This window comes from Paenibacillus sp. strain BS8-2 (assembly GCF_054483835.1).
Map to the genome: position 1 here is coordinate 331,688 of NZ_CM137010.1, position 23,728 is coordinate 355,415.

Here is a 23,728-nt window from a genome sequence, read left to right on the forward strand (position 1 = left end):
CCCGATTGGTTAAAATAAGGTATGTGTATGCGAACTTAGCCGAAAATCGCGTGAATGTCGCTTTCTTTCATGATCAAATACTCTTTGCCTTCGTATTTGATTTCTGTTCCCGCATATTTGGAGAACAGAACGCGGTCGCCTTCTTTTACTTCCAATGCAACGCGTACTCCGTCTTTCAACGAACCGCTGCCTACAGCGATAACTTTGCCTTCTTGCGGCTTTTCCTTAGCCGTATCCGGCAGCACGATGCCGCTTGCAGTTGTTTCTTCTTTCGCGATTGGTTCGATCAATACGCGTTCACCCAAAGGTTTAATCATTGAAAATAGCCTCCTTCTAAATTTGTCGCTTATTGTACATCGTTAGCACTCGTAAGCGTTTAGTGCTAACAGCCATTTTTATCATACTCAACTTCCCGTCCAATTTCAAGTGCCTAGCAACCTTTTTTCGCAAAATTTACACCTCCGCCAGTAGACGGAGGTGCTAGGATTTAAGCTAAATATAAGGATAGACGGGCATGAAGACAGCGTATTTCGAACCTCTATGATTTCAACGCCGAATCGATCGACGCATGTTCCCCGCTCCAGACGATGACTGATGTCCATGGCCGGTCAGGTTCGCTCCAGAATGGATCGGATGCAGGCAGCCCCAACGGGAGGAAAACAGCTGAGCACAAATACGTGCTTCCCGTCGAAATATAACTTTCGCCCAGCTCAGGCTGATGACCGGCAAGCCCGATCGTCAGCCAGCCTTCCTCCGTAAAGGTACCCGGCACATCCAGCGTACGCCGGATGACGGCCGTGAGCGCGCTTCTGACCGCACCTGATGCTAGATCTTCAGGCAGCTCGCCTCGCAGAGCGCTCTGCGCCAAGCTTTGGAAGGCGCCGCAGCGGTAAGCAAGCGACCGGCCCATCGGCGGGAAGGTTCCGTCCGAGGCTATCATCCGCTCTTGCACGGCTGCATATCGCTTCGCCCGCTCAAGCACTGCAGCATAATACCGATCCCATGAGACATCTTGCGTATGTAACACGGCTAATATATCAATGAGCATAGGCTGAATGACAAAGCTGTTGTAATAATCCCAGTGGAACTGAGGTCCGTCGCCATAAGCGCCATCGCCTACATACCAGGCTTCGTGCTGCCTGATTGCATAATCGACGCGCATCGGATCCCAGTCCGGCTCTCCTGCAACAAACAAAAACGTCTCGATGATTGCGGCGAACAGCAGCCAATTGTTAGGATACGGCTTGCGGGTGCGCGTCGCTTTCAGCCCCGCGATAACTTGGCGCTGGGTTTCTACATCCAGCTTGCCCCACAATTCGTTCGGCGCGCGAAGCAGCGATTGAGCAAGGAATGCCGCATCGACGATCGGCTGATGACCAACAGAAAAATTCAGGTAATCCAGCGAATTCGGATCAACGCCGTTTCTTATCGCGCGTCGCGCCAAATCGCTATATCGACTACGGAGAGCCTCTTCGTCGGCATCTGCTGCGCCTTCCCTGTTCTCCAGCCATGGCGAGATTCCGCACAACAATCGAGCAATCGCCTCCAGGTAGGTAAAGTTTTTTCGGTCCTCCAGCAGCCCATCCTTCGCTTCCACCGGCATCTCGCTTTTCAGCTTGCCTTCAGCCATCTTGAGTAATACCGGCTCGGCCACCTCACTCAATCGCTGTATCCAATAATCGCGATTTCCCAATTGCATCTCCTTCATCATCTCGCATCCTCCTCGGGTAGGAAAGTAAATGTAAATTCGGCTTCGATGATATGGCTCCTCCATGCTTCTGTAGGAAGGAAGTCCAATGTATACCAGTGACGCTCTTGACCAAAATGATCAAAGTCCTTCCGCTGCTCCACGACCGGTCTCCAACAGTCAGAGTCATATCTGATCATCAGTAGATAGTTCTGCTCCAGCACAAGAAACCCTTCTTCTAACATACGAGGTTCCTTCCTTGTTATAAACCTCTCCACAATGGACAACGACGCTTCCGCTAAATGATCATCAACGGAGAATCGATCGCTAATCGTAAGCGCGGGCGATCCGAGCTTGCACCACCTAAACTTTCGCTCGAATGATTGCAGACCTGCTGATTCCGGATACATTCTTTTCAACTCTACTGCAAAGTGATCCTCCGCCTCACTAATCATTGCATCGATTATAGTCGCCTTCCGATCCTTGCCCTCTGCCTGATAGGCCCCGTTCACGATGGGAACGGAATGCCCTTGAGACCCGTTACACCAATACGAATACCGCTCGGGTCCAAAATAAGACTTCGTATACATCCCGCTGCCAAGATCGGCCAGATAAGCTTCTCCATTCGCATGAAGGAGAAATTGACCGCCGTCATTATGGTTATGAGGCTCCCCATTATGTCCCCCTTTGGCGGCGAAACAATAGGAATCACCCTTGCCAGGTACGATTCGAGAAATAAACCATTGCGCGTCCTCCATCAAACGTGTTTCCGCAGGCCAACCGACCTTGACCGCCCCAGATCCCGCCATCTCATTTGCGGCAGCCCCCGTTGAATCCGTCGCCCAGATCACATTGCGGAACGCATGCGCCCATCTCCCGCAATGATCCGTCGCATAGGGTACCCGAAGCAATATATCAGGGGATGCCACGCTCGGGAACTCACGGCGCAGCCGATTCGTCATCCCCATATAAACACCGCTGCGCTCCGGCGAATCCGAGAAGCTCACAACCATATCTTCGCTTGTGAAGCACCGCTGCTGGAACATCGCGATAGCTTCTACCTTGCGCTCAGCGAATCCATCCAATCTGCCGCTAGTCGCCGCTTTAAGCAGATCCATATAATAGATGTAATAACCAAATCCATACTGCCAATACGAATACCCCTCCAGGCAAGCCCCATCTTGTCCGTATCCCGACAAAAACGCATCCATTGCCGCATGTACCCTCTCGAGTAAAGTAGCTAAGCGCTCCGTATCCTCCACTACATAAATGGCTGCCATGCCGATCGATCCCGCGCAGACCGAAGACCAGTTGTTGGCGAGTTTCTCCCAGCGGTATGGTCCCTTGGACATAAAAGGCTCGAATATCCGTTGCTCCACCTCTTCGGCGATACGCGCAACTATATCCTCGCCTAGAACATCGCCCAGCAATACGGCGACTTCCGTAAGCGCTTGCCCTGTTTCGGCTGCGAACAAATCAATATAGCCCCAGGGTCCTCGTTCCTCGTCGAAGTGGGCGGGCAACACCCATGTCCACTCGTCGCAGATTGATCGTACAATCTGGCGAAGACCATCCGCGTAGATCCCCGTCCCCGTCTCCGGCTTCAGCCACGTCATAAGCGCGAACGCATTCAACCTCTTGCGCTTGGCAAAGTACACATGCTCATAAGGCAGCCGCTCACCGGTTTCGCCGAACAACCGGAAGAGCTGGTCCGTCAGGATTGGCTCTGCTTCCGCCAACAGTCGCTCCGCTTCCGCCTCGATCTCATCGAGCATGGCTGCGAGAGATTGATCCCCTCTCAGTCTCTGCACCATCTCTTGCTTCTTTTCCGGACCGCCTATCAGCTCGAATCCGCGCACCCGGTCCGACAATAGCTCAAATAATGATCTCGATTCCTTCTGTCCCCACTCCACATCTTCCACTCCTTATTTGCGCAACTGGCTACGGTATTCGACGGGCGTAACGCCCGCAAACGATTTGAATAGCTTAATGAAGTAGCTTTGGTTGTCGTAACCGAGCGTCTCGCATATTTTTCCGACGGGAGCAGCACTGTTCTCCAGCAGCTCTTTGGCGCGATGAAGCTTCATTCTCGTAACATATTCGATAAAGGTCTCCCCAGTCTCCTTCTTGAACAGTCTGCTAAAGTAGCTGGGATTCATAAAGAGCTGCTCTGCCACCTCTTCGAGTGTAATTTTGCGATCCAGATGCTGCTTCACGTATCCGCAAGCCTCCGCAATCTCCTCGCGTTTGCTGGAGGGTCCTCCATACATATCCGCTGCAATAATGGACAAGCAGTTGCCGATCATCCATTCCTTCAGTTCGGCAAGCGTATCCAGCTCAAGCGCCTCGTTAGGAAGCATCTCCCCCCGCCCGGCAGAGCGATAGTCCATTACGGACTGCAGCTTAAGCCTCGTATCGAGCAGCATACGAAGCACCCAGTCTTTGACGGCCGCCGGATCTGGACGCCGCTCCGCCGCTTCATCCAGCCACTCGGCCACGGCCGATTGAATCTCCACTACCTTCTTGCCTAAGATGAGATCCCGCAGCTTCTCGCTCGACTTCTGGAAGTCTTTGATCGGGTCGTACAATTGCGGCTGCTTCTCCTCCGTTCGGATGATCTCCCCTGGCTGCCGATAAAACCGCGAGAGACTATCTTGCTGAATCCCTTTCAATGCAGTCTTAAGCCCCTCTGCCCCTGGGCAGCTCTCTCCGATCAAGAACGACATGGACAGCTTCAGACTTCTCATAGCAGCCTGAAGGGTTCGCAGCAGCTCCCTTGTCTTGTCGTATCCATTCACCTTCAGTCCTCCAGCAAACGCCGCCAGCAATATGGTCTCCTGCGTGCTGTACTGAAAATGGACAGCCTTAAGACCACACTTCGATATCGTTTCCTCGAGCACATTATCAACAGCGAAGCGCAGCACCTCCTCGGATTGGAACCGCAGCTTCGCAGCCTTATATTCATCGACTAGCCCTATGACGGGAATGATCGTCTCTCCTTGCTGCAGCGGCAAGCCGAATCCGGCAAGCTCCGCTTGCCATTTCCCAAAGTCTAACATGGGCTGCTGCAGAGTCGCGCGTATAAACTTTTCCTTCATAAGAGAACGATTGCGGTCAACCAAACTCTCCATACGAAGCTGCTTGGACTGATGCTCTCGCTCCTCCTCCAGACTCGCGATGAATTGCGATAACAGCGTCCGTATCGCAGCGGGGTCAAGCGTATCCTTGAGCAAATAATCCTGCACCTGCAGCTTCATGGCTTGCCGCGCATATTCGAATTCGTCATGGCAGGACAAGATAGCCGCTCGAAGACCTGGCTTCACTTCCTTAAGCTTCGCAATCAATTCTAGGCCGTTCATCTGAGGCATGCCGATATCCGTGATCAGTATATCCGGCATCTCGATCTCTGAGGCTTCCAGCGCTCGGGCTCCATTCTCATGCATCCCGATGACGGACAATCCAAGGCTCTCCCAATCGATCGCATAATGAATGAGCTCCAGAACCGGATAATCGTCATCTACGAGCATCACTTTATACAAGTTCGTCCACCTCCGCTCTCTGCATAGGAATGATCATTGTAATCGTTGTCCCTTCATCTACTCCGCTGTTCACATCAATGCGGAACGACTCCCCATACGTCATTCGCATCCGTTCGCACACATTATACAGCCCGATTCCCGATAACCTGCCGCTGGTTTCATCGCCGATCTCGTCGCTGATGCTGCCAGCCTGCAATTTATTACGAAGCGTCTCCAATTTATCCGTATCCATCCCTTGTCCGCTGTCTTGCACGTTAATCACCATATGCTGATCATTCGTCCGCGCCGTAATCGAAATCACGCCTGCACGTTGACTAAGTCCGTGAATAAGCGCATTCTCGATGAGCGGCTGCAGGAAAAAGCGCGGCACACGGCACATCAAGGTATCAGGGGCGGGATCTAGCCGCAGCTCCGCCTTCTCCCTTTGCCTCATGTTCATAAGCTTGACGTAATCCCCTACGATCGAGAGCTCCTCATGCAGCGGGATCGTATCCTTGCTCTGGATGATCGTCATTCGGAGCAGCTTGGACAAAGAGCCCATCATCTCAGCGCTGTCCAGATCACCGCCGCGCATCACCTTCATCCTGATCGAATTGAGCACATTAAATAGAAAGTGCGGATTGATCTGCGCTTGCAGCATCGCAAGCTCCGCCTTGCGTTTCCTCGATTGCGTCATAGTGATCTCCGCAATCATGCCTTTCACCCGGTCTAACATATGGTCAAACGACAGTCCGAGATACCCGATCTCGTCGTTGCCGCGTATATTCGATCGTACCTCGAGATTGCCCCGTTGCACCGTCTCTGCCATCTTGCCCAGCCGTACAAGCGGGCGTGTGAAGTTGCCAAGCAAATATAGAAACAATAATACAAATACTACAAAGGATATAAGCTGGAGCACCGCCACTCGATTGAAGATGGAATTGAGTTTAAATACGGCTTGTTTGTACGGTGTCAGCGAGACAAGCTCCCAGCCTGTCAGCTTCTGATTTTGTGAAGTAAGAATGTAGCTTTCGTCGTCCACATGAACGAGATCGGAGCTGCTGCTTTGCGTATCGCCATGCGTAAACGTTTCCCCGATCTTGTCTTTGTCGAGATGCGACATGATCCGTCCATCGCTGCCTAGCAGCGTCGTCTCTTGGCCCTCCGCCAATCGGCTGAAGATGCCGCTGACGTCTTTCTCCATAATCGTAACAATGACGTATCCATATGGTCGTACGCCAGCTCGGAGCGTCCTAGCCATCGTAATTTGGTAGGGACTATTCACTCTTTCAATTGGAAATACGGTCGGTGATGTACCGACCCAAAGAGACTGCAGCCCGGTCAAACTATCCAATTGGTCGAACCAAGGCTCATCCTTTAATTTGATGGGATCGAAATCCGAGATGTTATAATTCGTAAACTTGGTGCCGTCCTTCAGCAGAATCGTTACGTAGGCGGAGTCTCCCTGAATCGTCAAAAAATCGATTTTGCTCAGTATTTTAGACTGATCCAGGAATCGTTCATATTCGCCGTTCGGTCCTTCATACATCTTGCCGTTGGCAATTTCCTTCAGCACGATACTAACCGAGGAGTCGTTCTGTATACTGTTCGCGATCGCCAGCATGTCGTCGAACAGGCTCGTCACGTAACCATCCACCAGTTGCAGCTTCTGCCGGGCCTGCACGATCGCTTCTTCCTTAACGGCATCCTTGGTCAGCATATTATAAAGAGCCAGCGTAATAAACGCAGGCACAAGGATGCAGACGACGGCCGTAACCATCAGACGGAAGCGGAACGATCTCGACCACAACCATGGCTTGCGCGGGACTGACATACGTGACTCCTCCTGTTCAATCAAACTTGCGGCTACTCGGACTAATCTGGAATAAAAAGAGGTGCAGCTTGTCACTCTGCACCTCTTTTATGCTATTGCTACAAGTATAACTTATTATTTGTTCGCATCGATAATTTTCTGTACGCGATCATTAAGCGCCGCGATGACTTGATCGACATCCTGCTGACCGTAGATCAGCTTCTCGTATTCTTCGTTGATTACTTTGTACATCTCGGACTGATAGGTAACCGGAGGAATGATTTTGGAAGACTTGGCGTTCGACAATGTGTTTAACAGGGAAGCTTTGTCAACCTTCTCCGGATTCTTAGTACCGCCAAGAATAATATCAATGATACTTTCCAGCTCCGCTTGATCTACGCCATTCCATGCCGGGATGTTTTTCCCTTGCGCGATCTGGCCTTTCGTTGTATACCAGCGTACGAATGAGTAAGCCGCTTCTTTGTTTTTGGATGCCGCTGCAACAGACACATAGTCCGTCGTAACCATCGTATATCCGCCTGCATCGCTTGCGCTGTTCTTCGGAATCGGCGCTACTGCTACATCGAAGTTAAGCGGGAATTGGTCTGTGCCGCCTAGCTCGGTATTCATCCAGCTGCCAATCATAATCATGCTGACAGCTTGGTTAAAGAATTGATTGCGGTAATGCAGCTTCTGCGACAACATATCCGTATATGGCGTTGCGGATTGATCCTCCTTCTCCATCTGCACACGCAGCTCCAGCGTCTTGCGGAATAATGGATTGTCGAAGTTCATCGTGCCGTCTTCCTTCAGGAATTCCGTGTTGTCGGCTTGGTTCGCAAGAGCCAGCTTCATAAACTCCATCCAGCCGCCGTTCTGCGGTCCGTGGAAATAGGTGCCGTAATGTTTTTTTGCGCCTTCGCCTGTCGTAAGCGTCTTGGCATATGTCGTGAAGTCTTCCCATGTCCAGTCGGTTGGCACTTCAAGTCCCGCGTTGTCCAAATCCGTTTTGTTTAGCAGCACGTACCATGGGTTGAACTTGCCCGGCAATGCATAGATCTTGCCGTTAAGCGTTGTGTCTACTTTGTAATCCTCGTTTACCTTGAAGCCCTCGGCCGTGATATATTCGTCAAGCGGTGCTACCATGCCAAGACCAACCCGTTGTGCATAGCTCGCCGGATCCGAGAACATCACTACGTCCATCGCTTCGCCTGAGGAAGCCGCAAGATCCAGCTTCTGGAGCGCTTCTTGCGAATCGCCTTTTTCGCTCAGCACGTTCACATTTACTTTAATGTTTGGATATTCTTCTTGGAATGCCGCCACGGTTTTCTGCCAATTGTACGTGGCTTCATTGCCGAATGTATGAAGCTGGATCGTGACCTGTTCATCCGCCGCCTTCGGAGATTCCGCAGGCGCCTTGGTCGAGCCTCCGTTCCCCGACGTATTACCGTTATTGCCGCCATTATTACCCGCGCAGCCCGTCAATCCAACGACCGCCGACAATGCAAGCACGAAAACCGCCTTTTTCCCTTTCAACATCCGTACCCCTCCCAATTTGTATCTCCACTATACTACAGAAAGCTGGCTTATACGCCGTTTTTCACTTACATCTGCTTCCTTGACTCTATTGTAGCAAGCGCTTCCAGAAGCTCTATACTACTATCTTGACTACAAATACGACTATTTTTACCTTCTGGAAGACCGCCATGCGTGCTGTATCATTGAAACAGCGGTTGATGTCGTTTAGACGACGGCACCACCATCAACCTTTGACACCGCCTAACGCGATGCCTTCGATGACACTCTTCTGACCAATGACGAACATAATGAGGAGCGGCAAGATTGCGGACACGGCTGCCGCCATCATCAAGGAATAAAATTCTCCGTTGATCGTTGTGAATTTTTGCATCGCCAGCTGGATGGTATACAAAGCGTCTGTCCGCAGGAAGATGAGCGGGTTCTGATAATCGTTCCACGTCCAGATGAATCGAAGAATCGCATACGTGGCAATTGCCGGCCGGACAAGCGGGAAGGCGATGCGCCAGAAGATGCGCCAGTGCCCTGCTCCGTCAATCTTGGCCGATTCAATAAACTCGTTATGAATGCCCATAAAAAATTGGCGAAGCATAAACGTGCCTAGTACGCTAAAGCTTCCTAGCAGGATCAGGCCAAGATGACTGTCGAAGAAGCCGATCTGACGATACAGAATAAACTGCGGTACAAGAATGGCCTGCTGCGGAATCATGTAAGTCGCAAGCACGATTAGAAACAAATATTTGCTGGCTCCGAATTGGATTTTGGAGAAGCCGTATGCCGCAAGCGCGGAGATGATAGCTGATAGTACCGTTGTCGCGACGGTTACCTTGACCGTGTTCCAATAATATTTGTAGAACGGGAATTGTCCCACCCATACTTCCTTATAATTATCGATCGCATTCCACTGCGTTGGCAGCCACTTGATGGGATACGTGAACACCTCGGCTTCGATCTTGAAGGATGCGGACAGCATCCACAGAAATGGCAGAAGGAACACGATGCTGAGAGCAAACATGATGGCTGTGAGGATTCCTTTGCGTAAAGCAGCAGTTGTTGTTGCGTTCAAGATTCTCTCCTCCTTCTCGTTAGTAATTGACCCATTTCTTTTGACCGATCCATTGGAGCAACGTAATAGCCAGGACGCAGACGAACAGGACGACCGCCATCGATGATGCATATCCGATTTTCAGGTTAACAAACGCGGTGTCGTACAGTTGCCAGACGATCATGCTCGTGGAGGACAACGGTCCGCCTTTGGTCAATACAGCGATCAGATCAAACACCTTGAAAGTCGATATAATGCCCGTTACCAGCAGGAAAAAAGTCGTAGAGGATAGCTGCGGGAACGTAATGCTCTTGAACTTTGTCCAAGTGCCCGCGCCATCGATTTCTGCCGCTTCGTACAAGTCTCTTGGGATCGACTGCAGACCAGCGATATAGACGATCATGTTAAAGCCAATGGCAGTCCAGACTGAGATCATCATAAGCGACACGAGCGCGAACTTGGGATCAGCGATCCACTTGGGCGGATTGTCGATGCCGATTGACATGAGGAACTGGTTAACCGGCCCCGCCGAAGGATTAAAGAGTACCTGCCAGACAATGGCGACCGCCACAATACTGGAGATGTACGGCATGAAGTAGGCCACTTTGAAATATGCCTTCATATAAATATGTTTGTCGATCACGATGGCCAGGAACATCGAAATAATCAGATAGATCGGCACACCTAGCAAGAACAGGGCGTTATTGCGCATCGACTTCAAGAAGATGTCGTCCTGGAATAGTTTCTCAAAGTTATCGAAGCCTACCCACTTTATATCCTTGATGCCCGCAATGAAGTTCCAGTCGGCGAGCGATAATAAGAAAGTCGCGATGATCGGAATAAGCGTCAATATGGATACGCCGATCAGCATCGGTCCAATAAATAGAAAGCCGGCGATTGTTTCGTGACGCTGCAATCGTCCTTGGCTCCGCTTCGGCTTGAGCGCTGCTTGCACAGTGGTTGCCGTCGTCGTCTTTGTCGTTTGCATCTCTACCTCTCCTCTTATCGATGTCTTACTCGTATTATAGAAAACAAAGACGCCTCGCCTTTAACGCTATTTTGATCGGCTATACCGTTATTTTGACTTTTTTGACGGGACTGGAGAGAAGTGGACAGCAAGAGTAAAGGAAGGGCAAATTATTCTGCCCCTCCTCATCAAACCGTACGTGAGGTTTTCCCTCATACGGCTTTCCGATGTTCGTCCTTCATGTGCATGCAGATTACAAGAGCGTTTTGGCGCACCGAACTCATCCATCGCACGCGCTGTCTCTTCTTTGCATACCATCTCGCAAGTCTATGCATGGGTCTGCATCTATCCAGGGGCTTGGCCCCTGGCTAGAAGATGCGTGCTTCTGGGCACGCCAAATAACAAAAAAGGTCGTCCTTGCCCATGAGGGCACAAGACCACCTTTCGTTGTTGATCCTCTATGAAGTCTCTACCAGAACAGATCGCCGTGCTTCAGTAATCTGGAAATCCCCTCAGCGAAGAAATAATCACCGTAGATTAGCGGCACATCGATGTTCTTGCCCTCCGGATAATGGCTGGTGCCGTGGAGAATCAGCCCTTCTTCGTCTGCGCTGTCCCAAGCGCCATAATTCGTATACAACGAATGAAGCATCCGCTCCGCCTCCATGCGGTACAGTCCCGACTCGCGATCATCTACGAGCTCCGAGAGAAGCAATAGACCGCAAGCGGCACACGCACCTGCCGAGGAATCTCGGTATTGTGGTACCTCTGGCGGCAGCCGGAAGTCCCAGTGCGGAACCCGATCCTCAGGTAGATTGGCCATGAAGTAATGCGCAACCTGTTTCGCTGCCTGTATATAACGTTCTTCGCCTGTATGTTTCGCGCTAAGAGCCATGCCATAGATCGCCCAAGCTGCGCCTCGCGACCAAGCCGAATTCGCGGCATACCCTTGTCCGCCGTTGACGCTATTAGGTTCTCCCGTTTCGGAGTCGAAGATCACAATATGGTTAACGGAGCCGTCCGGACGGATAAAATGCTGCAGCACCGTATCGGCATGGACCATCGCTAGATGCCTATAACGAGGATCTCCCGAGGTTTCGCTCGCCCAATACAACAACGAGAGGTTCATAGCGCAGTCGATAATAGCCCAGCCCGAATTATCTTCCCCATCCCTCCAGGGATTCCAGGCCCGGATATATCCGCCTTTGACGTTAAATCGTCCACCAAGTAAGTTAGCTGCAAGCAGCGCACGCCGCCTTGATGCATCGTCGTCAAGAAGCTTATAGCGGGCAACGCTTGTTAATTGCCACATGAAACCGATATCGTGATCCAGCCGATCAAAGCCGGTCATAACCGCGTCTAATTGTTTTTCACAGCTCTCCGCATACGCTCTTAGCCGTTCGTCCCGTGTGTCCCGGTATATGAGCCACAGAAGACCCGGCCAAAAACCTGCCGTCCACCAAGATGCAGGCTCCAGCACATATTGTCCGTTCACGCTAGCATGCGGAAAACCGTCCTTAATCCGCTCGCTTGTACGGTCTACCTTCACTAAGATCGCGTTCCACGCCGCTTGCTCCCAGCCTGCTTCGAGATTCGTATGTTTCATTGTCGGATCGCCTCCCATCTATCGAGTGTAGCTCAGTTTTCCAGGGCGGCGATACCATTATTTTGACGGATGATAGTCGTATCTTTACATGATTCCCAAGGTGAAACGGCTATCGCCGTCTTTGGCGGCGCAGCGCGTTTCATTCCGAGAATTCTAAGCTCAGATAAGATGCAAAAACTTATAAATTCTTAGAATTTCATAAAAACCCGGAAGCTTACGCTCCCGGGCTGTTGACTAACTTATAAATCGCCTCTATATTGCAGACCTAACAAAATAAATTCTGTCAGTTCTCGCGTTACTGTCTCTAGATCCGACGGCTCTTCCTCCAGTAAGACGCTCCAATACTCCTGTTTGCGATGGAACAGAAGCGTGCCAACCACGGACATAAACGCAGTGTCCAAAGATCCGAACTGAAAGTGACCTTGCTCTCGGCCTTCCTTCATCCACTTACGAAGCAAGCCCCACATCGGCATAACATGTTGCCTGATCTTCTGGATGCGCGGCGTATTCATAATAATTTCCTGCTGAATTATGGTGACCAAGAGCGGATCTGCTTGCCGGAATGCCGTAACCTCCCGAATAAGGAGCTTCACTCCAGCTATAGGATCCATATCGGGATCGACAGAAGCCAGCAGTTGATTAGGAAAATACGATTCGATTAATGAGCCAAACAAATTATCTTTGCCGCCAAAGTGGTAGGAAACTAATGCAACGTTTGCTCCCGCTTCTTCGCATATTTGCCGGATGGACGTTCCTTCAAATCCATATTTTGCGAACAGCTTCCTGGCTTCGCACAGAATCCGCATCTTGACATCTATTTCATCTGCAGGTGACATAGCTAAGCTCCTGTCATATTATCGTTGTCGTTTAAATTATTTTTTGCTTGCGATGGCGACCTGTGGCTGCGGGGCGGCAGCCCTTCGCTTAAGCATGACTGCTGCTGCGCTCACGATTGCGGCAACAGCTCCAATGGCGAGCAGCGCTGCAACGTCGTTGCCGACGCCTGGACCACCGAACAATATATTCATATTACCATCTACCGCGTAGGTTGCGGGCAATAATTTGCTTAGACCTGTATAGAAATCGTTCAGCAACTCGCGCGGTACCATTGCGCCCGAAGAAACGAGCTGCACCGACAACAGCATGATATTAAACAGCATGCCCGCCATGCCGAACAAATACAAGAACATCTGCGACACGAACATAAACGTCAGCAGGAATAAGAACTGGAAGCCCCACAATGCGAGGAAACCTGCCTCGATCTGTCCGCCAAGCGCGGCCAGCAGCGAAGCGCCTACTAAGGACACAGCCGCCGCCGAGATAACGTTGATCAGGCTTCTTGCGCCGAATCGCGCAAATCGTGTGGTCGTGCCGCTAATCGCCATGCTCGACTGTTCGATATTCATCCCCATAATCATTGCACCAACATAAGAAGCTAAAACCATCATCATCGGCACCATCTGATTATTCATACCCTGCACAACGTTCACCGATTGTACGTTCGAAACCACACGCTCCGACAAACCGCTTGAAGCGGCAGCAGCTTGCTCATCCGGTACACTCATGCCTGACAATGTCGCTTTGATACCCATCGCGACAGCTTGATGATTAACCTCTGCGGTAATTGTCTCTGCCGCGCCGCTCATCATACTTTTGATCAACGCAGGGTTGGACTCGTTAATCCAATAGTCGATCTTCGCCTGTGCGTCCTTAGATGCAGCCTGTGCAGCAAAGTCAGACGGGATATGGACGACCATCTGCAGCTCGCGTTCGTTCAATTCCTTCTTCGCTTCCTCTAGCGAGGACGGCAGCACCACGGTAAAGGGAAGGTTGTCGGCCAAATTACCCGCGATCGTGTCGCCCATGCCGCTTGTATCTTCGTTGACAATTGCGATCGTCAATCCATCGACGCGATCCGTCACGCCATCGTAACCTGTCATCCAAATCACCGAAAAAATAATTTGGAACATAAATGCTGTAATAATACCGACCCAAGTCGTCGGTCGTTTCATAAATGACTGTAACGCAAGTTTCATCTCGATTCCACTCCATTCTATATTTAAACAAGTGTTTAAAACAACTGTTTAAATTATGCGATGACTCTGCGTTTTTGTCAACCGTCATTTCTTTAAACATTCCTTTACCAATTTTGATATAGCTCGAAACAGCTATGCAAGGTTATCGCCAAATTAAAACAAACCCGATGCAGCGAATCGCACCAGGTTTGTTCTGCCCTTCAGGTTTGTATTGCCTTACGGGTTTCATGTACCTCTTATTCGGTCGCTTCTTCATCCCACTTGGCATCAGCGTCTTGTTGCTTGCGGTATACCAGACCCGACAAAAAGACACTAAATTCATATAGCAGGACGAGCGGGATGATAACCAGAACGTCGGATATAAAGTCGGGCGGCGTAATGGTGATGCCGATAAAAGCCATAATAAAGTAAGCCAATCGGCGCATCTTCCTAAGTCGCTGCGGGTTGACGAGTCGAATGGCAGTCAAAAACATAATGACAAGCGGCAATTCGAACAGCAGCGAGATCGGTATAAGTATGCTGAACATAAACGTAAAGTATTGAATGATCCCGTAGGTCTCTTCAAGATTCAAGTGCTCAGCCACTGTGCGCGTAAAGTTAAAGGCCAACGGAAACACTACAAAATACGAAAACGCTAGACCGATTAAGAACATCAGCAACGCAAACGGCACATATTTCAGTGTAGAGCGCTGCTCAATTGGCCTCAAAGCCGGTTTAACAAAAGCCCATAGCTGGTAGGCCGTAAATGGTAATGTAATAATCAGCGCGATAACAAACGCGAACTTCATATACATCCCGATACCATCCCACAACGAGAAGGTATGGAGAGTCATTGTATTTGCCGGCTCCATGCTCATCAGATAATTATATAACGGCTCAGCCGCCACAATTCCGAGCACTAGCCCCAGAGTAAGCACAATAACGACATAGATCAGACGTTTGCGCAGCTCCCCCAGATGCTCAAGCAGCGACATGAGTCCTTGTTCCCGAAGCAAGCCTTTGCTTCCTTGTATGTTCTTCATATCTCCGGCTTCCATCGGTGAATATTACTCCCCTTTCAACATTCCCGCACGCACGAGACAAGATGCAACTCATGTTCCATGCCTTGGCTGCGCAGCGCGTTTTCACAAGAAAAAAGCGGGCCCGATTACTCCGGTAGCCGCTTGTTGGTTTTCTCGATATCGGATGCCGCGCTTACTTCGACTCTTCCCTTGTCCTTGGCGTCGTCGTGATCCATCATTTCTCTGGCTCCCGTCTTGAATTCGCGAAGTGTCTTGCCGAACGCTCTTCCGAGCTCGGGAAGTTTGTTAGGCCCAAACAACAGCAACGCGATCAGTACGAGCAAAATAATGCCTGTCGCTCCAATTCCGCTCATCATCCAACCTCCTTCGTCTGTAGATCTACGATAACAACATTCGGCCAAATTATTGTGAATGTCCTATCGTGTAAGTAAACCACCGTAACCAAGCGGTATAATATCATCTCTCGTTATAACGTCTCCAGCCAATATACGCGGTAGCAGCACGTCAAAGGAGGTGTAAGGATCATGCATCACGCAACCTGGGAGACCCATAATCGGAATCCCGTTTATGTAACCCATTAGAAGCATAGATCCCGGCAGCATCGGCGTCCCATAGCTAACGATATCAGCACCGGCAGCTCGGATTGCGCCAGGCGTCCGGTCATCTGGATCTACGGACATGCCGCCTGTCACGAGTATCATATCATACCCCTGCTCGAGCATAAAGTGTATTTCCTTGACAATTACATGACTATTGTCTGGCGCGAACCGCTGCTCAGCTACAACCGAACCTAATTCGCTCAGTTTCGCAGCGACAGCGGGACCGAACTTGTCCGTAATTCGCCCCTCGTATACCTCGCTGCCTGTGGTTAGCAGCCCCGCCTTGATTTGGCGGAATGGTCGCACACTAATCGGCGCTAAGCCTCCATGATCTGTGCGATATTGTGTAGCCAGCTTCTCAACCTCAGCCACCTTATCTTTAGGCACAACAAGCGGTATCGCTCTTGTTGCAGCGAGCGGATTACCTGCTTTGACCACTGCATGCTCCTTCACGGTTGCAAGTGCAATTTCGCCCAAGCTGTTAATCGCGTCTACGATGCGCTTATCGATGCGAGCGAGTCCCATGATTGGCGATTTCAGCGTTACTTTCCCCTCATGTGGTTCTGTCAGAAGCAGATCTTCATCTGCTAATGCCTTAGCCATCGCAAGGGCAGCGTCATCCTCGTGAAGCTCGCCTTCTCCGAGCTCGAGAATATATATGTGTTCTTTGCCAATATCAAGCAAGCTAGGGATGTCGGACTCGGCGATGAGATGGCCTTTCTTGAATAGACGACCCTTAAACTTCCCTGGAATGATCTGAGTCAAATCATGTGCCAGTCTTAATCCTACGGCGTTGTGGACAGACACTTCCCGTAGTACCGTCGTCCCTTGCCTGATGACCTCAAGCTCCCTGGATTCTCCATTTCGTCCTGTCATCCGTTATGCTCCCCGAGTTGGCCCGATAGGATGCCAAGCGCATGCGGCAGTTGATCCATAATGGCCATCAGGCTTTCATGAACGCCTTTGGGGCTTCCCGGCAAATTGATAATTAACGAGCTGCCGCGAATCCCGCATACCCCGCGTGACAACATCGCCCTTCTTGTCTTCTGGAGTGCGCCCATCCGCATAGCTTCTGCTAGTCCTGGCACTTCCCGATCGATGACTTTGAGCGTTGCTTCTGGTGTGATATCCCGCAGAGCAAGTCCCGTCCCCCCGGTCGTCAGAACAAGATCCGCTTGGAAATACTCCGTCATCTCGATCAATGCCGCCATAATTTCATCCTGTTCGTCAGGCACAATACGATAATCGACGATTACACCTCCGAGCTCTTCTTCCACCAGCTCACGTATAACCTGCGCGCTCGTATCCTCTCTTTCACCGCGTGATCCCTTGTCGCTAGCCGTTAACAAAGCAACCTTCCACTGCATAACCCATTCCTCCCATCCCGAATGTAACGTAGAACACTCTCGCCTAAGGCACTCTATGAATCGGCAATCATATAATCCCCGCTCTTGCCGCCTGACTTGGCAATGAGCTTGGTAGGACCTATAACCATATCCTTCTGCAGTGCCTTACACATATCGTATACGGTAAGCGCAGTGGCAGATACCGCCGTTAACGCCTCCATCTCAACACCAGTCTTACCTGTCGTTTTCACTGTTGCCTCTATGTATAGCTCGTCCGTACCATTATCCTCGAACACGATGTTAATGCCCGATAGCGGTAGAGGATGACACATCGGAATCCAATCGGACGTTTTCTTTGCAGCCATAATCCCCGCAACCTGTGCCACAGCGAGAACATCGCCTTTGCCGATTCGACCGGCTTTGATAGCTTCAAGCGTCGATGGCAGCATCTTCACACCAGTGTGAGCAGTCGCGACCCGAGTCGTCACATCTTTGTCCGAGACATCTACCATCTTGGCTCTTCCTTGCTCGTTGAAATGGGTTAGCTCCATAACCTCTACACTTCCTCTCTATTCAGTCGTTGATGATTAGTCGGCTGGCACCCGCCAGTGTACACCGCGTTCCGTTACGACTCCATCCAGAACCAGATCGTGAGCTTCGCATGGCACATACTCCTGAATCTGAGACTCAAATGATACGCCTAACCATATCGGTCGCTTATTCTCATTGTTTCCTAACGATTCAAGCCGCTCCCAGTAACGATCATAATAACCGCCGCCGTAGCCCATCCGTCCGCCCTTCTTATCAAAGGCGAGCCCCGGTACTAGTATTAGCTCTGGAACCCACGTATCTTCGAGCTGCGGCGCGAGCGACGGATCTGGTTCCATAATCCCGTAAGCGCCTGATCGGAGCTGGTCGAAGCTATTAATTTGGTGCAACGTCATGCCACGATCAGCGAAGGTACATCTTGGCACAATTATGTCGATGCCGCATTGCCAACACGAACGAATAAGTTCACCAAGATCAAGCTCGCTGCGGAATGCTACATAAGCCATAATGGACTTCATTTGTTGGCTCTCCGCTAACTCGGCTACATATCTGCTGGCTTCCCTTGACCACGCAAGGCGGTTCTCCGCATCTATCGCATTACGCCTTTCGGTATAGTGAGCCCGCAGCTCGGATTTATTCTGCGCCGCTTCTTGTGAATCCATTGCCGTTCAATCCTCTTTCCCGTCCAATGACTGAACTTCCCTTAAGTTGTAGTGTACCATTGTTATACAACTTTCGCCAATGAAAGCGGCACTTTGTGGTAAACTAGACATGTATGCACGCAGCCTTTCGCTGCGACTATGGAGTGGAGGGTCAGCAATGTTGTTGCAAGTGTCTAATATATCCAAAAACTATGGCGTTACCGCCGTATTATCCCATATTTCTATGCAGGTGCAAGAGCGCGACCGTATCGGCCTTGTCGGGGTCAATGGCGCGGGCAAGTCTACACTTCTTAAAATTATAGCCGGCGAAATGTCTGCAGACTCCGGCGATATTCATAAATCCAAGGAAACCAAACTAGGTTATCTCGCTCAGAATAGCGGTCTGCAGTCCGATCGTACCATTATAGAGGAAATGCGTGCCGTCTTCGCCCATCTAATCGAAGCGGAGGAGGAGCTGCGTCAGCTCGAACTGCGCATCGCTGATCCAGAGCTTCACGACAATCCCAAGCGTTATGAGGAAACATTGGAACGATATTCACTCCGATCCGATTGGTTTAGGGAGCAAGGCGGCTTCGAGATTAATACCCGCATCAATAGCGTGCTGCACGGAATGGGCTTTGGTAACTTCGATCTGAATACAATCATCTCTACGTTAAGCGGCGGGCAGAAGACACGTCTTGCTTTAGCTCGCATTCTGCTGCAGGGGCCAGACCTGCTGATGCTCGATGAGCCTACCAACTATCTGGATATTGAAACGTTAACGTGGCTGGAGTCATACCTGCGTGGATATGCTGGCGCAATCGTCGTCGTATCCCATGACCGCTACTTCCTTGATGCAATGGCGAACACGATTGTCGAGATCGAGCGGCATGTCGCCACTAGGTACACAGGCAACTACTCAAGATATTTGGAGATCAAAGAAGCCGAATATGAGACACAACTAAAGCATTACGAGAAGCAGCAAGGCGAGATCGAGAAGATGGAGCAATTTATTCAGCGCAATATAGTTCGTGCTTCCACGACCAAACGAGCGCAGAGCCGTCGCAAGGCACTTGATAAGATGGATCGTCTGGACAAGCCGCTTGGGGATCTGAAGAAAGCTCATTTCACATTCGAGATTGAACGAATGTCTGGCAAAGATGTTCTTAACATCGATAACCTGTCCATATCCTTCCCAGGCAAAGAGGAGCCGCTATTCCGCAATATCGGATTCAAGCTGACGCGCGGTGAGACGGTGGCGCTTATCGGGCCTAACGGCATCGGGAAATCGACGTTGCTCAAAGCACTTATGAGCCAGCTTCAGCCTGCATCCGGCACCATACAATTCGGCACCCATGTCAAAATTGGGTACTATGATCAAGAACATACTCGGCTCAATGGACAGAATACGGTATTAGAAGAAGTATGGGGCGAATACTCGCATATGGAGGAAGCAAGAATTCGGACTGTGCTTGGCAACTTCCTGTTCAGCGGCGAGGATGTGCTGAAACGGATTTCATCCCTAAGCGGCGGCGAGAAAGCGCGTGTATCTCTCGCGAAGCTGATGTTAGCCCAAGCAAACCTGCTCATCTTGGACGAACCTACGAACCATTTGGATCTATATAGTAAAGAAGTGCTCGAATCAGCGCTCATGGACTATGAAGGTACGTTATTGTTTATCTCCCATGACCGTTATTTCCTCAATAAGATGGCGGAGCGTATTGTCGAATTGAAACCCGACGGAATCCGACATTTCCTAGGAAATTATGATGATATGCTGGAGAAAAAACGTGAGATCGAAGAAGCGTTGCAAGAGGCTATCGCCGCTCAAGCAACTGCCGCCCAGCGCAAGTCTGGCCTTGTAGCTGCAGCTCCTTCGGCAAGTAATTCGTATGAAGCTGACAAACAAGCGAAACGCGAGGAACGTAACAAGCAGCGTAAGCTGGAAACCCTTGAAGCACAAATCGCTGAGCTGGAAGAGCAGATTACGAAACTCGAGGAACAGTTGATTGATCCCGCTATCTTCAATGACTACATTCGCATCCAAGACATTCAGTCTTCGATCGACGAACACAAACAAACATTATCTGTCGCATACGAACAGTGGGAAGAGCTGATGTAACGCCAGGTCTAGATATGACGTTGTGCAAAGAGTGAGACTAGACTACGACTCAGATAAGATAAGAGAAGCGAAGTCGGGGCCGCTCTCCCATCACTTGCATGGTCCGTTTCCACAAGGTAAAGAGGAGCATTCCCTGTCATCACCATCAATCGATGGACGATGGGACTGCTCCTCTATTGCTGTTCATTAATAAGATTAGTAAGTCTCCATGCTGATAAGTCCTAGCCTCTTCGCTTCTCTAATCGCTTCAGATCTAGATCGGACGTTCAGCTTCTCAAAGATTCGGGTAAGTTGATACTCCACATTGCGCTGGCTGACGTGCAGGCTAGCTGCTAGTTCCTTATTGCTAATACCTGCGGCTACCTCCGATAATATCGCCATTTCTTTTTCGTTAATCGACACATCTTCGATCGAGAGCTCTGAGCGGGAGACCGTCACCTCATTCCGCCTTAGCTGCTTCAGTAACGTGATCGGAATGACTGCTTCGCCACGCATTGCGCAGCGAATCGAATGATGTAATTGATCACGAGATGCTGTCTTGGAAATAAACCCAGATACACCTGATTCAATTAACAAGTTGAAATGTGAACCGATCTCGTAGCCGGAGTAAATCACAATCTTCCGTTCCGGATCCAGCTGAAGCAATCGTTTTGTCAGTTCCAATCCACTTATGCCTGGCATATTAAGGTCGCAAAGAATAAGATCAAAAGGTTCTTTGTCCATCTGGACCTTATTCATCGCTTCCAATGCAGAATGAGCGACGGTTACCTTCATTTCGTTGTCTTGTTCGATCATCGTCTTGGTACCTTCTCCTACCGATGGATGATCGTCAACTAATAAGATATGAATCACCCGCTATCCCCCTGTCGCTTCTTATTCCGTCCATCATAATTGGCATCAGAATTGTAACCTCAAGTCCTCCGCCGCGCTCTGAAATGAACGAAATATCGCCTTCCAAACTCGCCACTCTTTCCTTAATACCAGACAGTCCCATATGCTCGAACGACTCCGTCATATGGTTAACATCCATACCGATTCCGTCATCCTTGTAATGGAAATAAATCATACCTTTACGCAGTTCCAGCTCAAGCGATACATGTCTGGCATTCGCATGTTTATCCGCATTTCGCAACAGCTCCTGCACAATTCGGTAAATCGCTGTAATCTGTTCTTCGTTTAGCTCATCCTTGATTGGTTTGGAACGGAATTTCACATCGAAATTAACTCGCATCTGCGTATGCTCGATGATCGACTCCACCGCTTCCACGACGCCCATCTCCTTGAGCAAAGGAGGCCTCAGCTCATTGCAGGTTTCCCTGATTTGATGGATGACGTCCAGCAAGCCCTCCTTAATAGCCTCGAGCTCACTGCCCAGCTTGTCCGCAATCGGATGATCCACAATAAAACTCTCGAGTCTGCGATACCATAGCAGCTGATCCTGCAAAGCCGAATCATGCAGATCCGCAGCAAGCTTGCGCCGTTCGTTCTCCGATAATAGGAACAGCATTCGGAGCACCCAAGGGGATGGCGCATGTTCCTTGCGCACCTCGGATTGCAAATCCTCGATCAATCCCTCGATCAAATACAAATTCTCAAATACAATGCTAGAATAATTGGCCATTGTTTTGAGCCAACGGATTTCGTCTGAATTAAACCGTGTATGATTCGTTTTTTGTCCGATCCACAGGACATGGTAACGAGATCTCTGCTTACCGATGACGAGACCTAATCCATAAGGCAGATCAATAAGATCGCCGGGCTTGAATGTGTTGACAATACCAAGCAAGAAGTCCGCTGTCACAAGCTCTTCCTGATCGTCCGTCATCGGGAATACCGCATGCTCCGACTGATCGACGATTAAGAAGGAGATGCGTCCGACGGGAAGCAAGTCGTTAATTTCGCTCTTTAACACGGCTTCCAGGTCCGCTTGTTTCATGACTTTAGCGACGTTGCGCGAGAAACGATCGAGACTGTCTTGATAGCTGTACATCGCCTTAAACAAACGCGGTCGGAATCGCTGATCGATCTGCTCCTTGGCGTACAAGAATAAAGTGATACCTGTAAAGAGAACAACAAACACGCCGATAAACTGGGACCAGATGCCGTTCTCCCAGTCTCTCATAACAAGAGTAATGACTCCTGTAAGCAGCAACGAAGGGATCATGGAAAGTGACGTGTAATATTTGAATCGCGTTAATATAAAATCGATATCGAACAATTGATTGGAGGTCGACAAATAGAAATAGACGACCGGCAGGATGAAAAGGAACAACGCCGTAAATGCCGGAGGCAGCACCTGATCGTTTCCATATAGCTGCGGCAATAAATTCAAAGTCGCGAATGGCGTAAACGCTACTATATGCGACACCAATGTAATCGTGAACAACGAATGCAGTTTGGTGAATCGATGTTTGATATATTTGAGTACGAGCTTGTACACACATATCAAATTACCTATTAATACGATGGCACTGTGAGCGCCTCTTATGTAAGTAAACGTCGAACTGCTGAGTGTATCCGTCCAAATGTATAGCAGACTGCTCGCGCTGACTAGACCAACTATTCCGAATAACAGCTTCAAGAATCGAGTATTGATAAAATTGGCATCAAATCTTCGCAGATACATGTTCATAAACTGCATATATAACAGAGAAATAGCGGGCATAACAACATAGATGATCGATAGCCCTACTGGATTTCTTAGTATAGATGCAGATGAACTGTAATAGCTGATTCCTATGGATGAGAAGAATAGGATCAACATAATAGCCGCAGGATCATGACTTCGTTTCACATAAAGGAAGATAGAAAACGCGCAGAATACAATTAATGAAATACCCGGCACATACAACTGAAGCATCAGTTCCAGCGCGGAATGATTGCCCGACCATGCTTTGGCGAACGTAATCGATACAGCCGCCCCGTCTTGCCTCTTCGCAAAAATATGATGAGCATCTTCGAGCGAATCGTACTTTAACAAATTGGGGAACTGCTCTGCGGGTTCTCCATTAATCTCGACGATCTGGTCGCCGACCTGCAGTCCCTTCATCTTGGCTTGTCCCCCTGGGGCTACGGAGACAACAAAAAAACCGTCATTCTTCTGGGACGTAACATAAGCCCCAATGGAAGGTACCCGAATGATGACGGCGGTCAAGTATATGATTAGCGATACGGTAACCAAGAGGAAGAGGATTGCTGTCAGCCGTTTAATAGGTGTGGATTTCATACAGTCCTCTTCCTT

20 protein-coding genes are annotated in these 23,728 nt (G+C 49.9%); 1 reads left to right on the top strand and 19 read right to left on the bottom strand.

All coding sequences use genetic code 11. From position 1 onward, the window contains the following. Positions 1-35: 35 nt before the first annotated feature. The 17 genes from groES to ACX1C1_RS01410 all read right to left on the bottom strand — a co-directional run bounded on the left by groES (position 36) and on the right by ACX1C1_RS01410 (position 18,386). On the bottom strand, positions 36-317 hold the full coding sequence (groES, locus tag ACX1C1_RS01330; protein ID WP_087571121.1) for a co-chaperone GroES: 282 nt from the start codon (positions 315-317) through the stop codon (positions 36-38). A gap of 221 nt (positions 318-538) precedes the next feature. Next, positions 539-1,711, bottom strand: coding sequence for a DUF2264 domain-containing protein (locus ACX1C1_RS01335; protein WP_458955402.1), 1,173 nt, complete (start codon positions 1,709-1,711; stop codon positions 539-541). Next, the gene (locus ACX1C1_RS01340) at positions 1,708-3,600 is read right to left on the bottom strand and encodes a heparinase II/III family protein (RefSeq protein ID WP_458955403.1); all 1,893 of its coding nucleotides are present in this window, start codon (positions 3,598-3,600) and stop codon (positions 1,708-1,710) included. Before ACX1C1_RS01340 ends, ACX1C1_RS01335 begins: the two co-directional genes overlap by 4 nt. A gap of 12 nt (positions 3,601-3,612) precedes the next feature. Then, positions 3,613-5,217 (bottom strand): response regulator transcription factor, encoded by a 1,605-nt coding sequence (locus tag ACX1C1_RS01345; RefSeq protein ID WP_458957564.1) that lies wholly within the window; start codon positions 5,215-5,217, stop codon positions 3,613-3,615. Between the two features lies 1 nt (position 5,218). Further along, a complete protein-coding gene (locus tag ACX1C1_RS01350) occupies positions 5,219-7,039 on the bottom strand; it encodes a sensor histidine kinase (protein WP_458955404.1) in 1,821 nt (606 codons plus the stop codon). Positions 7,040-7,153: 114 nt separating this feature from the next. Further along, complete coding sequence (locus ACX1C1_RS01355; protein WP_458955405.1) at positions 7,154-8,557, bottom strand: ABC transporter substrate-binding protein; 1,404 nt, start codon at positions 8,555-8,557, stop codon at positions 7,154-7,156. 223 nt (positions 8,558-8,780) lie between these two features. After that, entirely contained in the window at positions 8,781-9,569 is a 789-nt protein-coding gene (locus ACX1C1_RS01360; RefSeq protein ID WP_458957565.1) for a carbohydrate ABC transporter permease, read from the bottom strand. 70 nt (positions 9,570-9,639) lie between these two features. Beyond that, complete coding sequence (locus ACX1C1_RS01365; RefSeq protein WP_458955406.1) at positions 9,640-10,587, bottom strand: carbohydrate ABC transporter permease; 948 nt, start codon at positions 10,585-10,587, stop codon at positions 9,640-9,642. Between the two features lie 448 nt (positions 10,588-11,035). Beyond that, positions 11,036-12,172, bottom strand: coding sequence for a glycoside hydrolase family 88 protein (locus tag ACX1C1_RS01370; protein ID WP_458955407.1), 1,137 nt, complete (start codon positions 12,170-12,172; stop codon positions 11,036-11,038). Between the two features lie 239 nt (positions 12,173-12,411). Further along, the gene (locus ACX1C1_RS01375; protein WP_458955408.1) at positions 12,412-13,008 is read right to left on the bottom strand and encodes a TetR/AcrR family transcriptional regulator; all 597 of its coding nucleotides are present in this window, start codon (positions 13,006-13,008) and stop codon (positions 12,412-12,414) included. A gap of 36 nt (positions 13,009-13,044) precedes the next feature. Further along, the gene (locus ACX1C1_RS01380; protein WP_458955409.1) at positions 13,045-14,208 is read right to left on the bottom strand and encodes a YhgE/Pip domain-containing protein; all 1,164 of its coding nucleotides are present in this window, start codon (positions 14,206-14,208) and stop codon (positions 13,045-13,047) included. A 236-nt stretch (positions 14,209-14,444) separates the two neighbouring features. Next, complete coding sequence (gene tatC, locus ACX1C1_RS01385; RefSeq protein ID WP_458955410.1) at positions 14,445-15,230, bottom strand: twin-arginine translocase subunit TatC; 786 nt, start codon at positions 15,228-15,230, stop codon at positions 14,445-14,447. A gap of 125 nt (positions 15,231-15,355) precedes the next feature. Next, positions 15,356-15,586 (bottom strand): twin-arginine translocase TatA/TatE family subunit, encoded by a 231-nt coding sequence (tatA, locus tag ACX1C1_RS01390; protein ID WP_458955411.1) that lies wholly within the window; start codon positions 15,584-15,586, stop codon positions 15,356-15,358. Positions 15,587-15,646: 60 nt separating this feature from the next. Continuing rightward, positions 15,647-16,705, bottom strand: a complete 1,059-nt coding sequence (locus ACX1C1_RS01395; RefSeq protein ID WP_458955412.1) for a molybdopterin-binding protein — start codon at positions 16,703-16,705, stop codon at positions 15,647-15,649. Beyond that, positions 16,702-17,196, bottom strand: coding sequence for a MogA/MoaB family molybdenum cofactor biosynthesis protein (locus ACX1C1_RS01400; RefSeq protein ID WP_458955413.1), 495 nt, complete (start codon positions 17,194-17,196; stop codon positions 16,702-16,704). The genes ACX1C1_RS01395 and ACX1C1_RS01400 overlap by 4 nt, the downstream gene beginning before the upstream one ends. Positions 17,197-17,249: 53 nt before the next feature. Then, complete coding sequence (moaC, locus tag ACX1C1_RS01405; RefSeq protein WP_458955414.1) at positions 17,250-17,726, bottom strand: cyclic pyranopterin monophosphate synthase MoaC; 477 nt, start codon at positions 17,724-17,726, stop codon at positions 17,250-17,252. 36 nt (positions 17,727-17,762) lie between these two features. Next, on the bottom strand, positions 17,763-18,386 hold the full coding sequence (locus ACX1C1_RS01410) for a 5-formyltetrahydrofolate cyclo-ligase (RefSeq protein WP_458955415.1): 624 nt from the start codon (positions 18,384-18,386) through the stop codon (positions 17,763-17,765). Between the two features lie 157 nt (positions 18,387-18,543). Here ACX1C1_RS01410 and ACX1C1_RS01415 point away from each other — a divergent pair, with 157 nt between their 5' ends. Next, on the top strand, positions 18,544-20,487 hold the full coding sequence (locus ACX1C1_RS01415) for an ABC-F family ATP-binding cassette domain-containing protein (protein ID WP_458955416.1): 1,944 nt from the start codon (positions 18,544-18,546) through the stop codon (positions 20,485-20,487). Positions 20,488-20,682: 195 nt separating this feature from the next. Here the strand turns inward: ACX1C1_RS01415 and ACX1C1_RS01420 are convergent, their stop codons facing one another. Both ACX1C1_RS01420 and ACX1C1_RS01425 read right to left on the bottom strand, forming a co-directional pair. Further along, positions 20,683-21,339, bottom strand: coding sequence for a response regulator transcription factor (locus ACX1C1_RS01420; protein ID WP_458955417.1), 657 nt, complete (start codon positions 21,337-21,339; stop codon positions 20,683-20,685). After that, positions 21,317-23,713: an ATP-binding protein gene (locus tag ACX1C1_RS01425; protein ID WP_458955418.1), complete on the bottom strand. Its 2,397-nt coding sequence runs from the start codon at positions 23,711-23,713 to the stop codon at positions 21,317-21,319. Before ACX1C1_RS01425 ends, ACX1C1_RS01420 begins: the two co-directional genes overlap by 23 nt. Positions 23,714-23,728: the final 15 nt, after the last annotated feature.